This window comes from Paenibacillus sp. PK4536, from assembly GCF_028594455.2.
Taxonomy (GTDB): domain Bacteria; phylum Bacillota; class Bacilli; order Paenibacillales; family Paenibacillaceae; genus Saccharibacillus; species Saccharibacillus nuruki.
Genome location: NZ_CP126313.1, coordinates 4,406,386 through 4,431,083, shown reverse-complemented (window position 1 = coordinate 4,431,083; position 24,698 = coordinate 4,406,386). Strand labels below are relative to the sequence as shown.

Here is a 24,698-nt window from a genome sequence, read left to right as displayed (position 1 = left end):
AAGTAAGCGTAATCATGATCATCAAAAGACCGAAAGAAGGGGTTATTTTGAAACAGTGGAATCGATGGAATCCGTCTTCTTATGGCTGGGAAGATGAAGCTCTCGCTTATGAACAGCAATTGCAACAGAGTCAGCCTTTACCAGCTTCAGATTGGACGAAAGAGCGGAAAGTACACATGTTAAGTCAAATGGTAGATTATTATGCCACTCATCAGCAAGATAACGGAGCGATTATCGATCCCCATTCTGAAGCAGAACGTTATTATTCGACACCTTCGTACGCACTGGCGGCGGCTGTTCTGGTGAGCAGTGGGCGAGAAGACTTACTAGACTCTGGGGCAAAAGCTTTGACTCATAGTATTGAGTTACTGGTAAGTGAGCGCACACCTGATCAACATCCTGACTTTTTTATTATTATGATTATGGGTGCTTATCGTATCTTGAAAAGTAGACTGCCAGAACAAGCTGAATTATGGAAGCAATCGCTAGCTACGATTGAGCCTGAACAGACCTATCTATTTACAATGAGCAAAATGAAAAATCCTAACCGAATGATTAATTGGAATGCGATTATGTTATCTGGAGAAGTGATCCGACAAGCCGAAGGAATAGCACCTACTGATACCGCGTGGATAGATAATTATTTGCAACAATATCATCTGCCTCGATTCACTTCATTAGGATGGTACGAAGATGGCCCGCTGGATCGACCGAATAGCCCATTCGCTTACGATATTGCTACAAGGTACCATTTAAGTGTGATGATGTTATCCGGTTACCAAGGAACCACTGCATCTGAACTACAGACTCAGTTGCAACATGGAGCGATAAGTTCGTTATTGACTCTATCACCACTTGGAGAATTACCTCCACGAGGACGTAGTGCACAACATCAATGGAATGAAGCCGCCGCCGCATTTATTTTCACAATGCAAGCACAACAAGCTTATGCAGATGGAGAAGTGCAGTGGGCAGGAGCATTTCGTCATGCGGCAGATCTGACATGGGAAGCAATCGCAAAATGGCAAATGCCTGATGGTTATGTACAGATTGTACGTAATCATTACCCGGCAGAGGAGCGTCATGGATATGAAGTGTATAGCAACCACACGACCTACAATCTATGGACAGCCGCCGCTCTGGCGTATACGCTCTGGTATGAACAGGTGGAGGAGATCACGCCTTATCCGATTCCAGTAGAGCTAGGCAGCCGTACACTTCAGGCAGATGGTTGGTTTGAAACGGTATTTAGTTCTGTACCCGGTCAGCAGCTGGTGATCCATACGGCACTTAATGATCCATATATGATTCCGGGAGTAGTCCGTATTCAGCGAGCGGGCTTACATGCGAATCTAGCCACTTCTTCTTCAGGGCATCAGAATCAAGGATTTACAGAGTTTGCGACAGGTGCTATTTTCCCGCTGAGTCATATGCCGGCATGGCAGACACAGGATCAAGTATGGCATCATCTAGCAGAAGGATTCCCAACGGTGTTTCCATTCGATCGAGATGCAGGGGTTGATCCATCGGATGGCGGAGGTTCGTATACGATTGCGGAGTCAGCAACCACCTCGGATCATAGTCATCTTGTGATCAAGTGGCAAGGACCGTTAAAAGGAATCGACCATGTGATAGCGATCTATGAACAGTCTCCCGGGCATATCGTAATCACGTATGAAGTGGGGCATGACCAAGACAGCGAGCAATCCACACAACAGATTGATCATATCGGTGCTTGGATTCCGTTGTTTCAATCGGATGGACAAGAATCTTCTGTGATAGAAACAGCTACTCAAGAATCTACCGAAGCCATTACACTGACGTATCGGGGGCAACAATTACGAATCGTACCTATAACACCGCACTCGATGATTACTTTTCCCCAAGAAGCAGAGCAAGTGGCTAGTCGGAATGGTCTGTTGCGCGGAGCGAGAATTGAAGCGCCAGGTCAGCGCATTTCGTTTGAAATCTGGTTACCGTAGAAATGAGTCATGATCCTTAACGTGATCAGCATAAAAAGATAAAGAAATAGCTCGGGGAGCATAACCGGGCTATTTTTTGTTGTCTATTTTTATTTTCAATAAGAACAGTAGAGCATGTTAACCAAACAATCCTACCGTCCCAAAACATTATTTTAACCACAATAGGTAAAAATTGTTTGGAAACAGGTCAGTTCTGTGTCTTAAATGATCAGGCTTTCCACGATACACTTAGAACATAAGATATTAACCGAATAAGGCTACAGTCCGCGGCTGTTGCACTATTCTACAAGGAGGTACGACTCGTGGAGCGTTCTGCATCTCAATCTACAGCCTCATCGCAGTCCAAGAGCTGGCTATCAACCACAGCCAAAGAAACGATTGCAGGGTATCTATTTGCGGCACCCATGTTGATCGGACTGACTATTTTTATACTGATCCCGATGGTGTCGTTATTTTTTATTAGTTTGACCAAATGGAACTTTATTCAAGGATTCCGTGGTGTTGAAATGATAGGGCTAGACAATTTCCGTCATTTGTTTCAAGACAAATCATTCTTCATCTCTATGCTCAATAATATCAAATTGTTATTAGCGGTTCCGTTCACTCTATTATTTTCACTGGTGATCGCTATTGTAGTCGATGAGAAAGTGTATTTTAAAAGCTTTTTCAAAATCATTTACTTTATGCCGTATATCTCAAGTGTTGTAGCTGTAGCGATAGTATTTCAGATTTTATTTCATCCTTCTCAAGGCCCTGTAAATGGTTTCTTAATGTCTCTGGGTGTCACCAATCCGCCGAAATGGTTAGCCGATCCTACGTATGCATTACCGTCGATTATGATGATTACGGTCTGGACATCGATTGGCTTCAATATGGTTGTCTATCTCGCAGGGTTACAATCGATTCCGAAAGATCTGTATGAAGCGGCTGATATTGATGGTGCATCATCATGGCGTAAGTTTCGCTCCATTACCGTACCGATGTTATCACCGACTACGTTTTTCTTGTTGATTACCGGTATCATTTACTCGTTCAAAACATTTGATCTAATTGCTGTTCTTACGCAGGGCGGACCTGCCAAGTCAACCAATGTGATGGTATATGAAATTTACGATCAAGCATTTGTGAATTTGAAAATGGGTTATGCCGCCGCAGAATCGGTATTTCTGTTTGCTGTTATTTTACTGATTACCGGTATTCAATTCTGGGGTCAGAAAAAATGGGTCAACTACTAATGAATAGGATCGATAAGGAGGTGTAGCTGTTGGAACATCCGATTTCAGCTCCAAATGTATCGTCAACGCATCGTCCCAAAAGAGCCAAGCTGTCTTTGACGAAAATAATTGTAACCGTTATCATGCTGGTGATAGGGATTATCTTTTTACTACCTTTTATCTGGATGTTGTCAGCATCGTTTAAGCCAGAAGCCGATGTGTTCAAATATCCGGTTCAATGGATTCCGCATACATGGAATGTAGTCGAAAATTATCGTGCCGTATGGTTCGGTGATCCACCATTTATGTTGTATTACTGGAACTCGATCAAAGTCTCGGTGATGACTATCCTTATCTCAGTAATCACTTCAGCGATGGCAGCCTATGCTTTTTCCAAAATTAATTTTCGAGGTCGAGATACATTATTTATTATCGTGTTACTTACGTTTATGATTCCAGGGCAAGCGGTATTAGTGCCTCAATTCATTATGTATCGCAGTCTAGGATTGTTCGATACGCATATCGGATTGGTATTGCTTGAATCGTTCAGTGCACTTGGTACATTTATGTTACGACAAGCATTTATGTCGATTCATAGTGAATTTATCGAGTCTGCCAAGATTGATGGAGCAGGGCATGCACGTATTTTCGCTCAAATTGCTTTGCCTTTAGTCCAGCCTTTTATTGCAACCTATGCCATTTTACGATTTATCTGGACATGGAATGACTATCAAGCACCATTGATCTTCCTACGTTCTCCTGAATTATTTACAGTTCAATTAGGTATTAACCGCTTTGCCGATGCTACAGGCGAATATTACTCACTCATTATGGCAGGCACATGCTCGGCGATTTTACCTTTACTGATCGTCTTTTTATTAGCACAAAAACATGTTATCGGTGGAATTGCACTCGGTGGCGTGAAAGGGTAACTGTTATTCATTTATATCAAATGTATATATCCTAAGGGGGATTATAATGAAGCTGAATCTAAAATGGAAATCGATGATCATCATGAGTTGTTGTCTACTATTAGTACTCGCAGGCTGTGGACAAGCCAAAGAAAGTGCCACAACAGCAGATGGCAAAACCAAAATCACATTTTACACATGGTATACCAAAGATCAATTCCACTGGGATGATGTCTATGCCGCATGGCAAAAAAAGAATCCAAATATTGAAGTTGAATATGTAGGTTTATCTGAAAAAAGTGATACCGACGAATATATCAAAAAGTTAGACCTTGCCGCAGGTTCGGGCGATCCTATTGATGTGGTGATGGTCAACAATGCGAATACGTACGCTCAACGTGTGGATATGGGCATGTTTGCACCACTGGACGATTTGATTGATTTTAAATATGAAGATGAATACTTAGCTGACTTCGCAGTCGATGGCAAACGTTATGCATTACCCGGTAAACGTGCGATTACGTATGTGTTACTGAACAAAGATCGTCTGGATAAAGCAGGCTTAAAAGTACCTACCGATTGGACATGGGATGAATTCCGTGAATATGCCAAAAAATTGACAGCACCGGATCATAGCTACTATGGTGTATACTTCCATACATGGGCATCTCAGACGTTACTTGAACTATTGAATCAACCTGAAAACAATAGCTATCTCAAAGCAGACGGTACATCCAACATGGACGATCCTAACTTCCGTGCATCTTTCGAACTGCGTTATCAAGCAGAACACGAAGATCACTCAGCCGTTCCATATAGCGATGCGATTTCACAAAAATTAAATTATCGTGATCAATTTCTAGGTGGATCAGCCAGCATGTTAGTTATGGGAAGCTGGATGAACTCCAATATCGCAGGAAGCAAAGAATCTGCACCTGACTTCAAAGTCGCTGTAGCACCTTATCCTAAAAATAACGCAGATACCAAAGAAATCTATTCAAGTAATGATTATGATTACTACGGAATTGGTGCAGGATCAGACAAACAAGACGCATCTATGCAATTTATCCGCTGGATGACAACAGAAGGTATCCAAGCACAAGGAACAGATATCTCCTCTTGGCAAAAAGCAGATGTTAGTAAAGCACTAGAAAGTATTATCAATAACGGTACACACCCAGAAAACGTCGATCTAGACTCACTCATCTACACCTTCAAAGTCAGCAAAGGCATTAACAAAGCCCCAGCTGTTCCATACCTGAGCGAAATCGAACAAGAAGTAAACGCTGAATTCGAAAAATATATCCTACAAAAACAAGACATCGACACCACCATCACCAACGCCAAAGCCATTGTCCAACAAATCATAGACGCTAACAAAAGCTAATTCGATAGCCTCTATTAAAGAATGACACTAAGCCGAAAATCATAAACCAAAACGAAAAGAAATAAAAATTCCTAAACTATAAAACAAGAAAACAAGCCCGTATAGCAACTAAAATAAGATCATACTAATTCATCTAAAATATTCTTATGTAATAACCAAAAACTCTATACTAAAGCTACAACAAAGAAATCCCAATCACTATCAAACCATACTTTAATCACTACAAAACCAATATTCTTGTAAAACAAACCAACTAATTCTTTTAGCACTAACACGGCTACCCCAAATTAAGAAAGCTTTACATCAAGAAATAGAGTGGTGGCTAGGGAGCACGGAGCGGAGGCAAAGGAATTGTCCTGAAAAAGCGAAGCGGTCGCCTTTGAATAAAAATACCGACCGCCAGCGGTCAATCAAGGTATTTTTGTTCACCAGCGATGACAAGGACAATACCTCTGCCGCAGCGGATGATGCCCCAAAGCCCCATTCCATTTTTGATCTAAACTTTTAATCCAAAACGAAAGGTCATATGAGCATGAAGGCATGGAGGAGAATCTGGCATACTTCACTAAGGGGCAAGCTGATTGCCTCCGTGGCCTGTTGCTTGCTGTTAACGATCGGCGCAGGCACAATGTTATCCAGTTGGCTGACCAAAGACATGATGAAAGAAAACGTTTTGCAGAATGCAGGCAATTCACTGGATGCAGCGAATCTGTATTTAACCGATCAGATCAATCGCCTGATCTATATTTCCAACTATCTGTACTTGGATCAAGAACTCAATCTAGCACTCAAATATCGACGTAGTGGTATCTATGTAGGACAGACTGAAGCTTCGGATGTGACCAAGAAACTAGATAATCTTTCTTATGCAGGAGAACAAGTCTATATCTCGGTCTGGACAGGAAATGGTAAAATGATCTATAGCAATTTCCAGTCAGATCAATACCAGCTGGATAAGTTGGATATCCATCAACTGACCCATAGCGGTACATTTATTACAGGGGGTAAGCTTAATTTTTTGCTACATCCATCGTATCTGCAATCCAAAGACGAACCAACCACTCACATGCTCTCGGTGGCTCGCAGTTTACGCTTGTTATCAGGCAAAGTCTATGGTTATGTGATTGTTAGTATGAATGAAGAACAATTGAAAGCGGTACTGAATAAGTACGATTCTACCATTCAAATGATGATCGTAGGCGAAGATAATCAGATTATTTCTCATCCCAATAGCCAGATGATCGGTAATGATTTTAGTCAACTGTATCATCCACAAGAAGGGATTCTAGAACTGGAAAGAGATATGTCTGTGGCTGGATGGAGATTGGAAGGATTAGTGCCTTATGGCGTTGCTGCTGAAAAGATTAATCGAATTTATCAAGTGACGAATTTTGTCCAGATGGCGGTATTGATTGTATTCCTGATTTTATTAGTGCTAGGGATTGCTCGTCTAACCCGTCCGATTGTCAAATTAACGCAGGTCGTCCGCAAAATTGATAATGATAATCTCAGTATTCGCTCCGGTATTCGAGGAGAAGATGAGGCTGGTGTGCTCGGTCAATCGCTAGATGCCATGTTAGACCGTGTCGAAGAGATGATTATCCAGATCGAACGCGAACAAAGTGAACGCCGCAAAGCAGAACTAGAAATGCTACAAGCACAGATTAACCCTCATTTTTTATTTAATATTTTGGGAGCGATTCGGATGGATCTGTTGTTAAAAGGTTCTGAAGACGCCGCTGTATTATTGGGTTCACTTTCTTCTTTACTACGAATGACTGTCAATCGAGGTAACGAATGTATTCCGCTTCAAGAAGAAATGGAAACCGTACAACATTATATTCGTCTGGTTGATTTTCAGCGAGAAGTGAAAGTGCACTTAGACATGGAATTATCGCCAGATACGATTGATAAATTCGTACCTCGATTTATCGTTCAACCGCTTGTTGAGAACGCTTACCATCATGGGTTATCGAAGTATGGCGGTATTTTGTGGATACAATCTTGGTTGGAAGATTCATATATCTGGATCAGTATTCGTGATAGCGGAGAAGGTATGAATACAGAACGTTTGCAAGCTGTACAACAAGTGATTGATCAGATTCAAAAACCAAACATAGAATATGCTCTACATCCTTTATCACGATTAGAATCTACACATACTGATTTATCCGAAACAGCATCATCTGATTCAATCCCGTTAGAACAGGAATCAGCTGTACCACCTGTACCTGCTATTTCAGGAATTGGTCTGACGAATGTAATACGCCGTCTGCAAATGATCTATGGTTCTTCGGTACAAGTACACATAGAAAGTCACCCTGGTGAAGGCACAGAAATTAAGATCGGATTGCCACATAGACAATAGAATTGATCCATAGCAGGAATAGTATTTTATATGGTAAGAGTAAAGGAGGTTTATGATGATGTATAGCGTCATACTGGTCGATGATAGCATGCCCGTACTTCATTATTTGTCTCGTGCTGTACCGTGGGAGCAACTTGGCTTTCAATTAGCAGGTTCTTTCAGCGATCCAGAGGAAGCGCTTACTTATGGACAGCAACATGCTCCAGATGTATTAATTACCGATATCGGAATGCCCAAGATAGACGGTATTCAATTGATTGCTTCACTCAAGCAGACACAACAATCGCTGATGTCGGTCATTATTTCGTGTCATGGAGAATTTGCCTATGCTCAGCAGGCGGTAAAGTTAGGAGTACAAGATTATTTGCTCAAAGAAAATCTAACAGCAGATCAATTAGTACCTATTCTGGAGCAGATTCGGCAACGTCTGGATCAAGCACAATCGCATTCCAGTGAACATCAACGTCTACAAGAAGATCATTTGCGACATCGGCTCTTAATTAAGCGCAAATTTACCAGTGAATTGCTGTCAGGCAGTATTCAAGACCCAGAGTATGGTATTCAGCGATTGACTCATTTTGGATTGGATACGCGCGGTAAAATGATTCTGCCGGTCTATTACACCGTAACAGCCAATGAAGAACGCAAACAGCGATTCCATGATCTGGATTTGCTTTCATTTACCGTTGAAAATATCGTTGAAGAAATTGTAGAACATTCAGGAACAGCAGTGCATTTAAGTAAAAGTCCTGGTGAAGGATTTGTCTGGTTTGCTTTGCCTGTTCGTTCAGGTGCGCAACAAGAAATGATTGTGCATGAAGTGATGTACCAGTTGATTTATAGTGTGCAGAAATTTGCCAAAGCCGAGATTGTGACGGTATGTGGTTCGAAGACACTGCACTGGCAAGAAGCAATGAACGATGCGATTCAATTACAAGCGCAAGCAGATCGTTATTTTTATTTACCACCTTCTACATTATGTGATTCTACGCATCGTTTAGATTTTCAAAAAGAAAGTGATCTGTTTGCTAATTATGGAACAGCAGCAGAATCATTAGCACTTGCATTATTACCAGATGGAGAAATTAATCTTTGGATTAACAACTGGATTGAGCGCTTAAAGCAAGAACGATATCATCCCGAAACGGTCAAAACATTTATGCTCAAATTAGCGATTGACTGGCAATTGAAGCAACAGCAATTGCATGAGCGACCGTTTGCGTTTTCAGTAGAAGAATTACATCGTGAAATGGGACATATTCGTCATATCCATGAATTGACTGAATGGATGAATATCCGTTTTGGAGCGCTGGCAGTGCTATCACGTGATTGGACTTTACAGGCCAATTGTCGTTCAGAAATTATTCATGCGCGTAACTATGTCGAACAACATATGAATCGTCTGGTGAAGTTAGAAGAAGTGGCTGAACATTTGCATTTGAATGCCAGTTATTTCAGCCGTTTGTTCAAAAAAGAAACAGGTGAGACGTTTATTGAATATGCGACACGGGTCAAAATGCAACGTGCCAAAGAATGGATTACCGCAGGTAATGGAACGGTAGATGAAGTATCACAGATGTTAGGCTATCAGTACAAAAGCTATTTTCTGAAGCTATACAAATTGTATACAGGACATACTCCTGCCAAAAGCAAAGGGGATACGATATGAATACAACAGCACCTACTCACTGGCAAAGTGAAGCATGGAATTGGGTCGTTCAACAAACATCCACCACCGCACAAGCGATTCAAGACCATTTTCCCCATGTTGCTGAACAAGGTGAATATGATCGTAGAGAAGCAGAGTGGTGGACAGCAGGCTTTTGGCCGGGATTGTTATGGTTAGTTCAATCGACACCTTCGTCATTAACGTTAGCCACAGAAGCAGATTCAGCCTACGATAAAGAAATGTCTACTGGCGAACAGGCTACAGAGTCAAGTAGCGCCTTATCATCCTGGGCGGAAAGTTGTGAAGTACAACTGGAACAATGTCTTCATGATCCTGAAAAAGTCGATCATGATCTTGGATTCACATGGTTACTTAGCGGTGTTGCCCATTACCGATTATCAGGTAACACAGAATCACGTCGTCGTGGATTGTTAGCGGCTAATCTGTTAGCAGCAAGGTATAATGTACGTGGTCGTTATATTCGGGCATGGAATTTTGGTTCTCCTTTGATGGATACACGTGGAGTGGCAATTATAGATAGTATGATGAACCTTCCTTTGTTATATTGGGCATCCAAAGAAACAGGAGACCCTCGTTATCAAGCACTTGCTATGGAACATGCAGATACCGTAGCCAAAGAATTTGTACGGGAAGATCATTCGATCTGTCATGCAGTTGAATTTGATCCTTGGACAGGGGAAAAGTTGAAAGAACATGGTGGACAAGGGTTCGCGCCAGGTTCAGCATGGGCTAGAGGAACCGCTTGGGCGCTTCACGGGTTTACGTTATCTTATGCCTATACAGGAGAACAACGGTATCTGGATATTGCCAAGCAAACAGCACAATTTTTTCTGACTGAATTAGGCGAAGAGATTGTACCTTTTTGGGATTTTCGAGCACCGGATGAACACCGTATTGCATGGGATTCATCTGCCGCAGCAATCGCCGCTAGTGGATTGTTAGAATTGGCTCGTCATGTACCAGAAAATGAACAATCGTTTTATCAGCGTGCAGGGGAATTGATCGTGCAAGGATTGTATGAACAATTTTCCTCGAAAGAAATAGGTGGCGAAGGATTAATTGCCAAAGGAACCGTGCATTATCCAGAGCAGAAATATTTGAATGTCTCGATTATTTATGGAGATTACTTTTTTGCAGAAGCGTTAGTGAAGCTTCAAGGCAAGCAAGGGTTATTTACACCCGATGCTTATTAAGAGTATGATCTATCTAGTAGTCACGTAAATAGATTGACGATTATGATCATTTGTGGAACTATAAAAGGTATGGTTAGCGTACCTAATTCGCATTTCTGTAACTTACTATTGAACCGGGCGCATACTGTTGCCCGGTTTGTTGCTGTTACCATAACATCATATTTTAAAAATAAATCAAACGTAATAGGTATACACAATGATGAATAATAATGTATGACAGAGGAGAATCATCATGACGGAAGAAGAACGTACAGTTTTGGAACAACAATTAAATGAGTTATTAACACGATCAGAATGGACAGCAGCAGATACTCCTTTAATTGAACAATTATTGCATACATTACAGACCGTTTCAGCTGAAAATAAACGCCTGCGTACAGCACTTCTTAAAGCGAATGCACAACAACCGAAAATGTCTAGTCGTTTACGTGATGCGTTGTACGAATAAGCTACCTTTACACCCTACATGTTAACAATGCTCAAGATATGGTAGAATAGACGTGCCTTAAATCAGACCATACATTATAGATGATCACTGTTACCTGTGGCTTAGAGTATGTGTAAGTATGACAGGTCAAGCCTACTTAATGATAAAGATTGTACTTATATAGAAAAGAGAGTGACTATTAACCATGACAATTAATTGTGATATCGCAATACTAGGTGGAGGAACAGGCGGTTATGTCGCTGCTATTCGTGCTGCTCAATTAGGTAAAGAAGTAGTCATCATCGAACAGGATAAATTAGGCGGAACTTGCCTACATCGTGGGTGTATTCCAAGCAAAAGCTTACTGCGTAGTGCAGAAGTCTATGCATTGATGCAAGACAGTGAAGATTACGGTATAGCCGCTGAAAATATTACATTACAATTTGCCAAAGTACAGGCTCGCAAACAAGGTATTGTCGATCAATTGCATCAAGGCGTACAGTATTTGATGCGTAAAAATAAAATCAAAGTGGTACAAGGTAAAGGGCGCGTTATAGGCCCATCGATCTTTTCTCCGCAAAGTGGGGCAGTGGCTGTGGAATATGAAGATGGCGAAATGGAAACGGTCGTTTCCAAAAATCTGATTATCGCTACAGGATCACGTCCTCGTGTACTTCCAGGTCTAGAAGCAGATGGTCAATTGATCCTCAATAGTGATCATGCACTTCAATTGGAATCTTTACCTGAATCCATGCTGATTGTTGGCGGTGGTGTGATCGGAATGGAATGGGCTTCGATGTTAAATGATTTTGGCGTGAAGATTACAGTGGTTGAAGCCGCTCCTCAAATTCTGCCTGCGGAAGATCAAGAAGTCGCTCGCGAATTACGCAAATTGTTAGAACAACGTGGTGTAACGATCTATACGGATGCCACCCTGTTAACAGATACATATGCGCCAGCAGCGGATCAACAGGAGCTATCGATTACGATTCGTCATCAAGAACAAGAGCATGTGTTAACGGTATCCAAAGTATTCGTATCGATCGGTCGTCAAGCGAATGCTGAAAGTATCGGACTTGCGAATACCGATGTACAGATTGTGAACGGATTTATCAAAGTAAACAGCAAAATGCAAACGACAGAATCTCATATTTATGCAATCGGTGATGTGATTGGAGGACTGCAATTGGCTCATGCTGCAAGTCATGAAGGAATTGCCGCAGTCAATCATATCTGCGGAGAAGAAGTCCATTATAATCCGCTTCAAGTGTCTCGTTGCGTGTATACACGTCCAGAAGTCGCAAGTACAGGCATCACAGAACAAGAAGCTACCGCTCAAGGAATCGACGTCAAAGTAGGCAAGTTTCCTTTCAAAGCGATCGGTAAAGCATTGGTCTACGGAGAAAGTGACGGTTTTGTGAAAGTCATTGCAGATCGCAATACCGATGATTTATTAGGTGTTCAGATTATTGGACCACAAGCCACAGACTTGATCAGTGAAGCGGCATTAGCACAATTCCTGAATGCAACGCCGTGGGAAGTGGCTCAGACTGTACATGCTCATCCAACACTTGCTGAAATTTTAGGCGAAGCAATGTTAGCTGTAGATGGCAAAGCGCTCGGAATGTAGTCTGATTTTTACTCTTTTTGACCCTATATACAACGATGCATAAGCGAAGATGGAGAAATCCGTCTTTTCTTTTTGCCCGGGATGTGATTATAATAGGTTTAGGCTCAAGTCTTAGTACCAGGTTTTAAGACAAGCACTAACCTGTACTTGAAGCTTCATTATCCGATTGTTGAATAATCTGTTCCAGTAGCTTAAAATAACTGATCAAGGTTGTTGTAGTGACGGATGCATGTTGTACAATCTTCTATTTTTATCAAAATGACAAGCCATCTCTAATACAGAGCTTGTCTAATTTTAAGGAGGTACCTGCTATGAAAGCGGAAGGTACTATTGACCAACAAACTAGACATGAACAAATTGGATTGACCGACGCTCAAGCGATCGAGATGTACAAATATATGCTTTTAGCACGTAAGTTCGACGAACGTTGTCATTTACTACAACGTGCAGGTAAGATCAATTTCCACGTATCCGGTGTTGGACACGAAGCAGCGCAAGTCGGTGCTGCATTTGCTCTTGATCGGGAAGAAGATTATTTTTTACCGTATTATCGTGATTATGGATTCGTTCTGTCTGTCGGTATGACAGCACGCGAATTGATGTTGTCTGCATTTGCCAAAGCGGAAGATCCGAATAGTGGTGGACGACAAATGCCAGGTCACTTTGGTAGCAAACGTCTACGTATTGTGACAGGTTCCAGCCCGGTAACCACGCAAGTTCCTCATGCGGTCGGCGTAGCACTTGCCGCCAAAATGAAAAAGAAAAAGTTGGTTTCTTTTGTCACGTTTGGCGAAGGTTCAAGTAACCAAGGTGATTTCCATGAAGGTTGTAACTTTGCTGGCGTACATAAATTGCCAGTGATTATGATGTGTCAAAATAACCAGTACGCGATCTCTGTACCTGCACATAAGCAGATCAGTGGTAAAATTAGTGATCGTGCACTGGGTTACGGATTCCCGGGTGTCCAAGTGGATGGTAATGATGTGTTAGAAGTGTACCGTGTAACTAAAGAAGCGCGTGAGCGTGCGATCAACGGTGAAGGTCCTACATTGATTGAAGCGATGTTATATCGCCTTTCTCCACACTCTACATCAGATAATGATCTAGCTTATCGTACTCAAGAAGAAGTCGATGAGAATTGGAAAAAAGATAGCTTGCCTCGTTATAAAAAATACCTGATCGACTGCGGTATTTGGAGTGAAGAGCAAGATGCAGAACTAAGCAAAGAATACGTTCAAATCATGAAAGAAGCTACGGAATATGCGGACAATGCCCCTTATCCGCGTGCTGAAGATACATTACTGCATGTGTTTGCAGGCGATGAGGAGGGTAATCAGTAATGGCGATGATGGAATATATTGATGCCATTCGTCTAGCGATGAAAGAAGAAATGGCGCTGGATGATAATGTATTTGTTTTGGGAGAAGATGTAGGGCTTAAAGGTGGAGTATTTACCACGACCAAAGGGTTACAAGAACAATTTGGCGAAGATCGTGTATTGGATACCCCGCTTGCAGAATCTGCGATTGCAGGGGTTGCGATTGGAGCGGCAATGTACGGCATGAAACCTATTGCTGAAATGCAGTATTCAGACTTTATGTTGCCAGCAACCAATCAAATTATTAGTGAAGCAGCGAAGATTCGTTACCGTTCTAACAATGACTGGAGTTGTCCGATCGTTGTCCGTGCCCCTATTGGTGGCGGTGTATTCGGTGGTCTGTATCATTCACAATGTATGGAGTCGGTATTTTTTGGTACAGCAGGTTTGAAGATTGTAGCCCCTTATTCAGCGTATGATGCTAAAGGTCTACTGAAAGCCGCTGTCCGCGATCCTGATCCAGTACTCTTTTTTGAAAATAAAAAATGCTACAAATTGATCAAAGGTGATGTACCTGATGATGATTATGTGGTGCCGATCGGTGAAGCGAATCTGCTACGTTCAGGCGATGATATTACCGTCATCAGCTATAGCTTACCGTTACACTTTATTATGCAAGCGGCAGAAGAGTTAGAACAAGAAGAAGGCATTACTAGCCATGTTCTGGATCTACGTACGATTCAGCCATTGGATCGCCAAGCGATTATTGATGCAGCTCGTCATACAGGTAAAGTATTGATCGTGCATGAAGATAATTTGACAGGCGGTGTAGGCGGAGAAGTAGCAGCGATTATTGCGGAAGAATGTCTATTCGATCTGGATGCGCCGATTCGTCGCCTTGCAGGGCCAGATACACCACCGATGCCAATTAACCCACCTCAAGAAAAGTTCTTTATGCTCAACAAAGATAAAGTCAAAGTCGCTATGCGTGATCTTGCTTTATTTTAAAATAAACAACGATAGCGCGGATTGATATCTAGCGTATCTATACAAAATGTGAAAAGATGTTTGCCTAGCAAAATATCTAATCCTTTAGGAGTGAAATCATATGTCTGCAAAAGGAAATCCGACAGATGTGGTTATGCCACAACTTGCGGAATCTCTCGTATCTGCAACGATTGCCAAATGGCTCAAACAGCCTGGTGAATCTGTAGATCAATATGAACCGATCTGTGAAGTCATTACCGATAAAGTAAATGCTGAGATTCCTTCTGTATTAGAAGGAATTATGGGCGATATTATAGCATTAGAAGGTCAAGAAGTAGCAGTGGGCGAAGTGATCTGTCAGATCATTACCGAACAAGCTCCATCAGCAGATACCGACCATATTGCACCCGCTTCACCAGAAATCACAGTGCATGATGATCTACCTGCTGAGACAGTAGCTACACCTGCTATGACACCATCTTCGTCACCTGTAGCATCAACACGTCCTGCTGGTTCTGCTCCACGTTCTGCTGAATCTGGAAATGGATCGATGAGTGGACGCTATTCACCTGCTGTACAGTCTCTTGCTGCTGAACATGGAGTGAATCTATCTGGTATTCAAGGTACAGGCGCAGGTGGACGTGTGACTCGTCGTGATGTACTCAAAGCATTAGAAAATGGAACTGCTCATGCTCCTGTAGCATCAGCATCCAATAATAGCAATGCAGCCCAACAAGCACCATCAACACCAAGTAATACGACTGCACCGACAGCGGCAAGTATGCCTGCGGCTTCCACAGAATATCAAGTGCGTCATTCAGGTATTCATTTATCAGAGACACCAGCTATTGCTAAGATCGTGATGGAAGAAGATCAGGCGAATCAATTAGGTCAAAGTGAACATTTGATCAATGTCACGCCACTTCGTAATGCAATTGCACGTAATATGCGTCAAAGTGTATCCGAGATTCCTCATGCATGGACAATGATTGAAGTCGATGTAACGAACCTCGTGATGCTGCGCAACAAAGTAAAAGATGAGTTCAAGCGTAAAGAAGGTATTAACTTAACGTATCTATCGTTCTTGCTCAAAGCCGTTGTGAACGCAATTAAAGATTATCCGATTATGAACTCTGTCTGGGCAGTGGATAAAATTATCGTCAAACGCGATATCAATATTGCGCTTGCTGTAGGTACAGAAGATTCAGTCATGACACCGGTTATTCACAAAGCGGATCAAAAAAATATCGCAGGTCTTGCGCATGAAGTAGAAGATTTGGCACGCCGTACTCGTGATGGCAAGCTCAAATTGGACGATATGCAAGGTGGTACATTTACGGTTAATAATACAGGTTCATTTGGTTCGATTCTGTCGTATCCGATTATTAACTATCCACAAGCGGCGATTTTGACCTTTGAATCGATTGTCAAAAAACCAGTTGTGATTAACGATATGATTGCTGTTCGCTCGATGGCTAATCTATGTCTGTCTTTAGATCATCGTATTCTCGATGGTGTCATCTGTGGACGTTTCTTACAACGTGTTAAAGATAATTTGGAAAGTTATAATACCGATACAAAGTTGTATTAAGAACTTGAATACGGTAAATTAAGATAAAAGGTACACAACAATAGAATAGTCATCAGGGAAGGGACGTGTCTGCATATGAGTAAATTCATTCAAGTCTCCTATACGCCCTCGATGGATTACGCGCAAGCGTGGGAGAAGCAGAAGGAGATTGTTCGCGGGGTTGATACCGGTGAGCAAGAGGAACACCTTCTGCTTCTTCAGCATCCACCGACGTATACTATTGGCTCTCAGCGTCATCCAGAGCATTTGTTATGGAACGAAGAAGAGCTGGCAAAGCGAGGCATTACACTGTTTCAGATTGATCGAGGCGGTGATATTACATACCATGGACCCGGACAGTTAGTCGGTTATCCGATTCTGTTACTGGATGCCGCCAAAGGCATAGATCCACACCGATATCTGAGAACATTGGAACAGGTGATTATTGATTATTTAGCAGAACAAGGCATTGAAGCCGGACGCAAAGAAGAATATACAGGCGTATGGATTGGTGATCTCAAAATCGCGGCGATAGGCATTAAATTTAACAAATGTCGTCATCGTAAAGGGTTTGTTACCAGTCATGGATTTGCGTTTAATATTTCTTCGGGGATTCAAAATGAAGGGTTTAGCGGTATTGTTCCTTGTGGCATTGAACAATATGGAGTGACTTCGCTTGAAGATATTACCGGCCGTACTTTTACCGTTGAGCAAGTGGCACAGGAGATATTGCTACATTTTATGCGCCATTTTGAGTATGCACAGCCGGAAGAACCATTATCCTTATAAAAACGGTTGAATGACCATCAGTAAAGTAGAACCGACCATTGCAATCAACATGATATAAATAAAGACTTTGAACCATTTTTTCTTTTCCATAAGTGTACTCCTTTATGTCTATAAAATAGGGATCGGTCAACAGAACCCATTCTCTTCATCATACCGATTATAAGGCTATTTTGCAAAAGGACTCACTGCAATATGTGTATATTTACGTAAACTCAAAGGAGCGAATATTGTGATATCTGAATCCCGTTTAATTGAAGAATTTAAAGAACTTGTACAAATAGATAGTGAAACCAAACAAGAGCGTGCAATCGCAGATCGTTTGACAGAAAAGCTAATTGCACTTGGATTTACCGTTATTGAAGACGAATCAGCTGCCAAAACAGGACATGCCGCAGGTAACTTGATTGCGACACTACCGGCTAATACCGATAAATCTATTCCTAAATTATTTTTTACTTCTCATATGGATACGGTAAAACCGGGTATTGGAATCGTGCCTGTGATGGATGCAGAAGGTTATATTACCAGCTCAACGGATACTATTTTAGGAGCAGATGACAAAGCAGGCATCGCTGCTCTTTTTGAAATGATTCGAGTGTTAAAAGAACAAAATATAGAGCATGGTCAGATTCAGTTGATTATTACCGCAGGTGAAGAATCCGGTCTGATGGGTGCACGTTCTATGGATTCCTCTCTCGTAGATGCAGATTTCGGTTATGCACTGGATTCTAACGGAACAGTGGGAACGATTGCGGTTGCTGCGCCTACACAAGCACGTATCGTGATGGAGATTTTCGGCAAATCAGCTCATGCAGGTGTCAATCCTGAAGATGGCATTAGTGCGATTCAAGTGGCAGGCAAAGCGATTTCACGAATGAAATTAGGACGAATCGATCACGAGACGACTGCGAATATTGGCAAATTCGAAGGCGGCGAAGCGACCAATGTTATCTGCGACTATGCACGCTTGGAAGCAGAAGCACGCAGTCTGGTGCACGAAAAAGTAGTAGTACAGTTAGCAGCGATGAAAGCATCGCTTGAAAATACATGTGCAGATTTTGGCGCTACAGGTAAATTTCAAAGTGTGATTGTATATCCGGGCTTCAAATTTACAGAAGATGATGCTGTTGTTCAATTGGCGCAACGTGCCGCAAGTAAATTAGGTGTACCGAATGATATTTTCCATACCGGTGGAGGCAGTGACGCTAATATCTTCAATAGCTTTGGAATTCCAACAGCCAATCTAGCGGTCGGTTATGAATTTATTCATACAACAGATGAGCGTATTCATAAAGACGAATTAGTACGTGCGGCACATCTAGTAACTGAAATTGTACGTGAAACATCCCAGTTAACGAAGTGGAAATAAGACGACATAGCATTCAACGATAAATGATACGTGGAGGAATTGAGATGACAGCGAATAAAGCTTTAGACGAGATTACACTATCCACCGAATCGATTTTTGAAGGGAAAGTCATATCTTTACAAGTGGATACTGTAGAACTTCCAAATGGAAATACGAGTAAGCGCGAGATCGTTCGCCATCCAGGAGCGGTAGCAGTACTGGCTATTCATAACGATCGTATGCTTGTAGTAGAGCAGTATCGTCAAGCACTCGGTCGTACCGAAGTGGAAGTTCCTGCTGGCAAATTGGAAAAAGGGGAACAGCCAGAGGAAGCCATCAAGCGTGAACTGGAAGAAGAAACAGGATATCGCTGTGAGCAAGTGACTTTGTTGAACTCTTTTTATACATCGCCCGGCTTTGCGGATGAGATTATCCATCTCTATCTTGCTGAAAATCTACAAGCAGGTGAGCTAAATCCAGATGACGATGAATTTCTAGAAGTGACCGAGATTACACTCGAAGAAGCATATGAACAGATTCGTGAAGGACGTATTAGCGATGCGAAGACGATTATGGCGGTACAAGCTTGGCATCTGATCAAAGTTACAGGAAAACCTAGTCTGTGAGTGAATTGCAATCGATCTATGCTGATCTTCATATTCATATCGGTAGAAGTGAAGATGGACAACCGGTGAAGATCAGTGGTAGCCGTAATCTGACTTTTGCTAATATCGCCAAAGAATCTTCAGAACGCAAAGGAATCGGATTAACAGGAATTATCGATTGTCATTCACCTGGAGTACAACAAGATATTCGTAACTATATTGCCAGCGGTGAAATGGTTGAAATCGCTGGTGGTGGCATTCGTTATCAAGATACTACCATTCTACTCGGTTCAGAAATCGAGATACGTGAGCCGGGTTATCACGAAGCTCATGTGTTGGTTTATTTTCGCGATCTAGCCACAATCACGGACTTTAGTCAATGGATGAGCAAGCATATGAAAAATGTTCAATTAAGCTCTCAACGTCTACATGTGTCTTTTCAGGAACTACAAAAGCAGGTCAAACAACGAAATGGTATTTTTATGCCTGCTCATATGTTTACTCCGCATAAAGGCATCTATGGAAGTACCGTAGCGCAGATGAGTGAAGTATTGGACTTGAATAGCATCGATGGTGGAGAATTGGGACTAAGTGCAGATACGACAATGTCCAGTTATATTAGTGAACTTGATCCGTATCCGTTACTTACCAATTCAGATGCTCACTCGCTTGGCAAAATTGGACGTGAATACAACCTTTTTGCGATGCGTGAAGCAAGCTTTGATGAATGGGTAGCTGTACTTCGAGGAGAAAACGGGCGCCATATTATGGCTAATTACGGACTTGATCCTAGACTTGGTAAATACCATCGTACGTATTGTACCAACTGTAACAGTATTATAGATGATGCTTCTCCTGCAATTGAGCGTTGTCCTTATTGCGGTAGTACCAAGCTTACTATAGGTGTGATGGATCGGATTCTACAGATTGCCGATCGTGAGCAACCTGTTGTGAATGCTCATCGTCCACCGTATCATTATCAGGTGCCATTGTCGTTTATTCCAGGGCTAGGGCCTGCTAAGATGAACCGTTTGCTTGCAGAATACGGTACAGAGATGAATATCTTACATCAGACTTCTATAGAGCAATTAACAGATATCGTAGGTGCTGAAATTGCTTTGTTGATTGTACAAGCAAGAAACGGAGAACTACAGTTAAGCTCAGGTGGCGGCGGAACATATGGCAAAGTTATGGCGAAGCCAGAGAACAGAATATAGACGTTACAAAATCAGGGATTTGCTTTGAATTGGAAGCAAACACACGTGTTCTAAAAAGTTTGACTTTGTCAAAGAATTCCCCCTATAATAATAGAAGTGAGCATTTACACGATGCAGTGATTTCCACAGGGGGAGGTATAGAATGGAAGCACGGATCGATAAGATTAAACAGCAATTACAATCCAAAGGTTATAAATTAACGCCCCAGCGGGAAGCCACCGTTCGAGTGCTTCTTGAGAATGAAGAAGATCATCTAAGTGCAGAGGATGTCTTCATGTTAGTGAAGCAGAAAGCTCCCGAAATCGGTCTTGCCACTGTTTACCGTACCCTTGAACTTCTGAGTGAACTGCATGTCGTGGAAAAAATCAACTTCGGTGACGGTGTAGCGCGTTATGATTTGCGTACCGACACCAGCAAGCACCATCATCATCATCTTATATGCGTGCAATGCGGAAGTATGGATGAGATCCGCGAAGATTGGCTAGGACCACTAGAAGAACGATTGGATAAAGAATTCGATTTCACGGTTCTGGACCACAGACTCGATTTTTACGGAATTTGTTATCGTTGTAAAGACAAAAACGATATCAACAAAGACGAAAAACCTGACAACTAAAATGGATACCAGAGACTCTCGCCCGATATTTGGCTGTTCGGGAGAGAGTCTTTTTGCCGTAACCATTCCTATGAAGGGACCTGATTTCTGATGAATGAACATTTAGAGACATTTATCCGCTATTTGACGGAAGAAAAAGCATTATCTCGAAATACATTAGAATCGTATCGACGAGATTTGAATCAATTTCTGGAATTTGCTAGACAACGTGATTTGCAATTACCCGATCAAATTCGTAAAACACATATCGCCCTTTTCCTAGGAGAAATGAGACAGATGGGCAAAGCATCATCCACGATTACAAGGATGACTGTTTCGATCCGTTCATTCTGCCAGTATCTGGTGAGACAGGGCATGATTCAGCAAGATCCTTCAATACATATGGAAGCGCCCAAAGCAGAAAAGCGTCTACCGAATGTGATGACGATTGAACAAGTCGGACATTTGATTGATGCACCTGATCGCCAGTCACCGCAAGGTCGACGTGATCGTGCGATGCTGGAATTGTTATATGCTACAGGGATACGCGTTTCTGAACTGATTTCGATCAATGTGGACGATGTGCGTCTGGATTTGAAGTTTTTACGCTGTGCGAATAATGCAGGCAAAGAACGGATTATTCCGATTACAGGAGTCACCGTGAAGCGTGTAGGTGAATATATAGAACAGGGCCGTCAGCAACTCATTCGTAATCATCCTGAAGAACTGGCACTCTTTGTGAATCAGCTTGGCACAAGACTTACACGACAAGGCTTTTGGAAAATGATCAAAAAGTATGCTCGTGAAGCTGGGATTGAGGCAGATATTACACCTCATACATTGCGTCATTCTTTTGCGACCCATCTGTTAGAGAGTGGAGCCGATTTGCGTTCGGTACAAGAAATGTTAGGACATGCTGATATTTCCACAACTCAGATTTACACACAGGTATCCAAGAAGAATATGAAAGATGTGTATGAAGCTCATCATCCGCGTGCCAATGTAACCTGATTCATCATCGAATAAGGAGGCATTGATCATGACACAATCAGACACACGTTTTAAACGAATTAGCGTTATCGTGATGGATAGCGTAGGAATTGGCGAATTACCTGATGCATCGAAGTTTGGTGATAAAGGTGCACATACATTAGGTCATATTTTGGAACAAGTTCCAGAGATCCAGATTCCTCATTTGCAACAATTGGGGCTGGCGAATATTACGTCTTTGGCACCCCTTGAGCCAGCAGAACACCCACAAGCTTCTTATGGTAAACTGGCACAGACCTCTATTGGCAAAGATACGATGACAGGTCATTGGGAAATGATGGGTTTGCAAATCAGTTCTCCTTTTAATACGTATCCACACGGGTTCCCTCAGGATCTCATCACTGAGCTAGAGAAACTTACCGGTAGACGTGTAATCGGTAACAAATCAGGTGCAGGGTTAGATATGATTGAACAATACGGGGAAGAACAGATGAAGAGTGGAGCATGGATCATTTATACCTCTGCTGACAGTGTGATGCAGATTGCGGCTCATGAAGATATTATTCCACTGAATAAACTGTATGAAGCATGTAAGATAGCACGTCAACTTACGATGTCGCCTGAACATTCGGTAGCACGTATTATTGCACGTCCTTATCGCGGAGCGCCCGGGCAATTTGTACGGACAGCGAACCGTCGTGACTTTGCTGTCAATCCACCTGAACCTACGGTATTGAATACATTGCAGAATTTTGGATACGATGTTATTTCTGTAGGCAAAATCAATGATATTTTCTCAGGGCATGGGATTACAGCTACCCATCCTACCCGTGGTAATGAAAATGGAATTCAAGTGATGATGGACGTGTTACGCCAAGATTTTAACGGATTATTGTTCACCAATCTGATTGATTTTGATTCGTTATATGGACATCGTCGTGATCCACTAGGATATGCCAAAGCACTGGAACAATTCGATCAAGCGTTACCTGATATATTATCTACTATCGGTGAACAAGATTTGCTGATTATTACCGCAGATCATGGGAATGATCCGGTACACAAAGGAACCGATCATACACGCGAGTATGTCCCTTTGTTAGTCTACAGTCCATCACTACAACAGTCTGTTGATCTAGGCATCCGGACAACGTACAGTGATATCGGTGCAACGATCGCAGATAATTTTAGAACAGGTGGTCCATTGCACGGTGAAAGCTTTTTAGATAAATTAAAGTAAGATTGATCTGACTACGGATTTAAGATATTCATTTTATATAGCATAGATATTCAAGGAGGATACTTTAATGACAACTATTACACAAGCAACGATTCAAGAAGCAGCTGCTTATATTCGCAGTCAAAGTGATATCAAACCAGAGATCGGACTTATTTTGGGATCAGGATTAGGTGTGTTGGCGGATTTGATCGAAGATAGCGTAGCGATTGACTATCATCATATTCCACATTTTCCTGTATCGACTGTAGAAGGTCATGAAGGCGAATTATTGCTAGGTACGATTCAAGGTCGTCCTGTTGTTATGATGAAAGGTCGCTTCCATATGTACGAAGGATACGGCCCTGAAGTAACGGCATTCCCTGTACGTGTGATGAAAGAATTGGGTATTTCTACATTGCTGGTAACCAACGCAGCTGGCGGAGTAAATACTTCGTATGAGCCAGGTGATTTGATGGTATTGAGCGATCATTTGAATATGACAGGTCGCAATCCATTGATCGGACCTAACGATTCGGCTCTAGGTGTACGTTTCCCTGATATGTCAGAAGCGTATAGCCGTCGTCTACGTGCGGTGTTCAAAGAAACAGCTGCACAACAAGGATTAAAAATTCAAGAAGGTGTCTATGCTGGATTGCTTGGCCCAACGTATGAGACGCCTGCTGAGATCGTTATGCTACGTACATTAGGCGCAGACGCAGTAGGTATGTCTACCGTGTCAGAAACGATTGTAGCGCGTCATGCAGGGATTGAAGTTCTCGGTATTTCTTGTATTACCAATATGGCAGCAGGTATTCTGGATCAACCGTTATCTCATGATGAAGTTATGGAGACAGCAGACCGTGTTCGAGATCAGTTTTTGAAATTGGTATTGGCGATTATTCCTCAAATGTAATTGAATGTGGTTGGGTTGAAGATGGCTGTGCTGGGGAGTTAGACCGCTATAGGAAAAGAATTATTCTTGCCGTCGCTGGTGAAATGGAATCCCTTGATTGGACTGCTAGGCAGTCGGGATTCCACTTCAAAGGCGACTTTCAGAACAATTATTTTCCTTTCGCTCCGAGGTGGGAGCACAGTCATAAGATAAACGCCAACTTTTTGGTGGGTTGGCAGGTAGTGCGGTGGGAGTAAATAAACGATATGGTCATGTGAAAAAGCTTCTGAATCCTATAGTATAGGATCGGAAGCTTTTTTCGTTATTGGATGATATGGAAAGGGTGTAGTATTTGAGAGAGTTTGA

The 24,698-nt window shown here is 42.1% G+C and carries 21 protein-coding genes; 20 read left to right on the top strand and 1 reads right to left on the bottom strand.

Going from position 1 to position 24,698, the window contains the following annotated elements:
* Nucleotides 1-14: 14 nt before the first annotated feature.
* The 13 genes from PO903_RS19670 (at nucleotide 15) to lipB (ending at nucleotide 17,466) form a co-directional block, all read left to right on the top strand.
* Nucleotides 15-1,982, top strand: coding sequence for a glycosyl hydrolase (locus PO903_RS19670; RefSeq protein ID WP_273594360.1), 1,968 nt, complete (start codon nucleotides 15-17; stop codon nucleotides 1,980-1,982).
* 302 nt (nucleotides 1,983-2,284) lie between these two features.
* Nucleotides 2,285-3,217 carry a carbohydrate ABC transporter permease gene (locus tag PO903_RS19665; protein ID WP_273594359.1) on the top strand — a complete coding sequence of 311 codons (933 nt, stop codon included), beginning with the start codon at nucleotides 2,285-2,287 and terminating at the stop codon, nucleotides 3,215-3,217.
* A gap of 122 nt (nucleotides 3,218-3,339) precedes the next feature.
* Nucleotides 3,340-4,128, top strand: coding sequence for a carbohydrate ABC transporter permease (locus PO903_RS19660; protein WP_069327984.1), 789 nt, complete (start codon nucleotides 3,340-3,342; stop codon nucleotides 4,126-4,128).
* Nucleotides 4,129-4,174: 46 nt separating this feature from the next.
* Entirely contained in the window at nucleotides 4,175-5,494 is a 1,320-nt protein-coding gene (locus tag PO903_RS19655; protein WP_137220667.1) for an ABC transporter substrate-binding protein, read from the top strand.
* A 601-nt stretch (nucleotides 5,495-6,095) separates the two neighbouring features.
* Nucleotides 6,096-7,862: a cache domain-containing sensor histidine kinase gene (locus PO903_RS19650; RefSeq protein WP_285097367.1), complete on the top strand. Its 1,767-nt coding sequence runs from the start codon at nucleotides 6,096-6,098 to the stop codon at nucleotides 7,860-7,862.
* Between the two features lie 58 nt (nucleotides 7,863-7,920).
* On the top strand, nucleotides 7,921-9,531 hold the full coding sequence (locus PO903_RS19645; RefSeq protein WP_273594357.1) for a response regulator transcription factor: 1,611 nt from the start codon (nucleotides 7,921-7,923) through the stop codon (nucleotides 9,529-9,531).
* Nucleotides 9,528-10,745, top strand: coding sequence for a glycoside hydrolase family protein (locus tag PO903_RS19640; RefSeq protein ID WP_273594356.1), 1,218 nt, complete (start codon nucleotides 9,528-9,530; stop codon nucleotides 10,743-10,745). The genes PO903_RS19645 and PO903_RS19640 overlap by 4 nt, the downstream gene beginning before the upstream one ends.
* Nucleotides 10,746-10,977: 232 nt before the next feature.
* Nucleotides 10,978-11,193 carry a hypothetical protein gene (locus tag PO903_RS19635; protein ID WP_069327867.1) on the top strand — a complete coding sequence of 72 codons (216 nt, stop codon included), beginning with the start codon at nucleotides 10,978-10,980 and terminating at the stop codon, nucleotides 11,191-11,193.
* 184 nt (nucleotides 11,194-11,377) lie between these two features.
* Entirely contained in the window at nucleotides 11,378-12,802 is a 1,425-nt protein-coding gene (lpdA, locus tag PO903_RS19630) for a dihydrolipoyl dehydrogenase (RefSeq protein WP_137220663.1), read from the top strand.
* 311 nt (nucleotides 12,803-13,113) lie between these two features.
* Nucleotides 13,114-14,142 carry a thiamine pyrophosphate-dependent dehydrogenase E1 component subunit alpha gene (locus PO903_RS19625; protein WP_069327869.1) on the top strand — a complete coding sequence of 343 codons (1,029 nt, stop codon included), beginning with the start codon at nucleotides 13,114-13,116 and terminating at the stop codon, nucleotides 14,140-14,142.
* Nucleotides 14,142-15,128, top strand: coding sequence for an alpha-ketoacid dehydrogenase subunit beta (locus PO903_RS19620; RefSeq protein ID WP_069327870.1), 987 nt, complete (start codon nucleotides 14,142-14,144; stop codon nucleotides 15,126-15,128). Before PO903_RS19625 ends, PO903_RS19620 begins: the two co-directional genes overlap by 1 nt.
* Before the next feature lie 100 nt (nucleotides 15,129-15,228).
* Nucleotides 15,229-16,698 carry a dihydrolipoamide acetyltransferase family protein gene (locus PO903_RS19615; protein WP_273594355.1) on the top strand — a complete coding sequence of 490 codons (1,470 nt, stop codon included), beginning with the start codon at nucleotides 15,229-15,231 and terminating at the stop codon, nucleotides 16,696-16,698.
* Between the two features lie 75 nt (nucleotides 16,699-16,773).
* A complete protein-coding gene (gene lipB / locus PO903_RS19610) occupies nucleotides 16,774-17,466 on the top strand; it encodes a lipoyl(octanoyl) transferase LipB (RefSeq protein ID WP_273594354.1) in 693 nt (230 codons plus the stop codon).
* Here the strand turns inward: lipB and prli42 are convergent.
* Nucleotides 17,461-17,556, bottom strand: a complete 96-nt coding sequence (prli42, locus tag PO903_RS19605) for a stressosome-associated protein Prli42 (protein WP_137220660.1) — start codon at nucleotides 17,554-17,556, stop codon at nucleotides 17,461-17,463. The two genes, lipB and prli42, sit on opposite strands and share 6 nt — an antisense overlap.
* Before the next feature lie 139 nt (nucleotides 17,557-17,695).
* On the opposite strand from prli42, the gene PO903_RS19600 reads away from it, so the two are divergent.
* The 7 genes from PO903_RS19600 to PO903_RS19570 all read left to right on the top strand — a co-directional run bounded on the left by PO903_RS19600 (nucleotide 17,696) and on the right by PO903_RS19570 (nucleotide 24,353).
* A complete protein-coding gene (locus PO903_RS19600; protein ID WP_069327873.1) occupies nucleotides 17,696-18,835 on the top strand; it encodes a M20/M25/M40 family metallo-hydrolase in 1,140 nt (379 codons plus the stop codon).
* 44 nt (nucleotides 18,836-18,879) lie between these two features.
* The gene (locus PO903_RS19595; RefSeq protein ID WP_137220659.1) at nucleotides 18,880-19,440 is read left to right on the top strand and encodes an NUDIX hydrolase; all 561 of its coding nucleotides are present in this window, start codon (nucleotides 18,880-18,882) and stop codon (nucleotides 19,438-19,440) included.
* Entirely contained in the window at nucleotides 19,437-20,636 is a 1,200-nt protein-coding gene (locus tag PO903_RS19590; protein WP_273594353.1) for an endonuclease Q family protein, read from the top strand. Before PO903_RS19595 ends, PO903_RS19590 begins: the two co-directional genes overlap by 4 nt.
* A gap of 142 nt (nucleotides 20,637-20,778) precedes the next feature.
* Entirely contained in the window at nucleotides 20,779-21,252 is a 474-nt protein-coding gene (gene fur / locus PO903_RS19585) for a ferric iron uptake transcriptional regulator (RefSeq protein WP_069327876.1), read from the top strand.
* A gap of 90 nt (nucleotides 21,253-21,342) precedes the next feature.
* Nucleotides 21,343-22,242, top strand: coding sequence for a site-specific tyrosine recombinase XerD (gene xerD / locus PO903_RS19580; RefSeq protein WP_069327877.1), 900 nt, complete (start codon nucleotides 21,343-21,345; stop codon nucleotides 22,240-22,242).
* Nucleotides 22,243-22,270: 28 nt separating this feature from the next.
* The gene (locus PO903_RS19575; protein WP_273594352.1) at nucleotides 22,271-23,461 is read left to right on the top strand and encodes a phosphopentomutase; all 1,191 of its coding nucleotides are present in this window, start codon (nucleotides 22,271-22,273) and stop codon (nucleotides 23,459-23,461) included.
* A gap of 67 nt (nucleotides 23,462-23,528) precedes the next feature.
* Nucleotides 23,529-24,353 carry a purine-nucleoside phosphorylase gene (locus tag PO903_RS19570; protein ID WP_069327879.1) on the top strand — a complete coding sequence of 275 codons (825 nt, stop codon included), beginning with the start codon at nucleotides 23,529-23,531 and terminating at the stop codon, nucleotides 24,351-24,353.
* The last annotated feature ends 345 nt before the right edge of the window (nucleotides 24,354-24,698 follow it).